The sequence below is a fragment of the Bradyrhizobium sp. 14AA genome (assembly GCF_054185205.1).
In genome coordinates this window covers 1-433 of sequence record NZ_JAVAYM010000202.1, presented here as the reverse complement: position 1 = coordinate 433, position 433 = coordinate 1, and the positions used below count along the sequence as shown (strand labels likewise).

The 433-nt window shown below is 66.1% G+C and carries 1 protein-coding gene; it reads right to left on the bottom strand.

Features of this window, described 5'->3' with window-relative positions; translation table 11 throughout:
- Positions 1-73: 73 nt before the first annotated feature.
- The coding region (locus RAD15_RS44010) for an ABC transporter permease (RefSeq protein ID WP_458184894.1) at positions 74-433 on the bottom strand (360 nt) is incomplete at its 5' end.

Genomic DNA, 433 nt, shown 5'->3' with positions numbered 1-433 from the left:
AATCACGCTCGACCATCCCGCGGCGGCATCCCGACGCTGAAGGACGACGGCCGTTCGGCCCAGCCTGAGGCGGTTAAAGGCCCGACAGACCCATGCGGCGCGCCGCCACGCGTTCCAACGCGACCAGGCCGTCATAGATGAAGACGGCGAGCCCGGCGACGATCAGGCCGCCTTGCACGACGAAGGCGAGATTGTTGGAGATGAGGCCAGCGATGATGACCTCACCCAAAGTCTTGGCCGCCACCGTGGAACCGATCGTCGCGGTAGCCAGGCTGATGACCACCGAAAGCCGGATGTCGGCCAGGATGACCGGCAGGCTGAGCGGCAGCTCCACCTTGAGCAGTCGCTGACGACTGGTCATGCCGGCCCCCCTCGCCGCCTCAACCACATTGCCCGGCAGCGTGGTGAGACCGGTCAGCGCGTTCTCGAAGAT